The sequence below is a fragment of the Risungbinella massiliensis genome, assembly GCF_000942395.1.
Taxonomy (GTDB): Bacteria; Bacillota; Bacilli; order Thermoactinomycetales; family Thermoactinomycetaceae; genus Risungbinella; species Risungbinella massiliensis.
This window is the reverse complement of record NZ_LN812101.1, coordinates 1-602: the sequence shown is the minus strand read 5'-3', so window position 1 is coordinate 602 and position 602 is coordinate 1. Positions and strand designations below refer to the sequence as shown.

Here is a 602-nt window from a genome sequence, read left to right as displayed (position 1 = left end):
TATATTATTTCTTGTCGCCGCGAGCGACATGCAAAAATGAAACGCACCTTGAAAATTAGATACAGAAAGCCAAGTAAGAAAACGTAATAAAGTTTTCCTACGACATCAAATATCGTGGAAGTCTTTTACGTTTTGTTGCAATCACCGAAAAGTAATGACCGAGGTAAAGCTACTAAGGGCACACGGTGGATGCCTTGGCGCCAGGAGCCGATGAAGGACGGGACGAACACCGATATGCTTCGGGGAGCTGTAAGTGAGCTTTGATCCGGAGATTTCCGAATGGGGCAACCCACTTGCTTGAAGAGCAAGTACTGCCACCTGAATCCATAGGGTGGTAAGAGGCAGACCGGGGGAACTGAAACATCTAAGTACCCCGAGGAAGAGAAAGCAAACGCGATTCCCTGAGTAGCGGCGAGCGAAACGGGATTAGCCCAAACCAAACATCTTTGATGTTTGGGGTTGTAGGGCGTCTCACTAGGAGTTATCAAGGAAGCAGGTACCAGAAGTGGTTCTGGAAAGACCCGCCATAGCAGGTAACAGCCCTGTATGGAAAACTTGCTTCCCTCCGAGACGGACCCTGAGTACGGCGGGACACGTGAAAC

The 602-nt window shown here is 49.2% G+C and carries 1 rRNA gene; it reads left to right on the top strand.

The window, feature by feature from the left end:
* Positions 1–162 precede the first annotated feature (162 nt).
* Positions 163–602, top strand: a 23S ribosomal RNA gene (locus tag VJ09_RS00325); the annotation flags it as partial.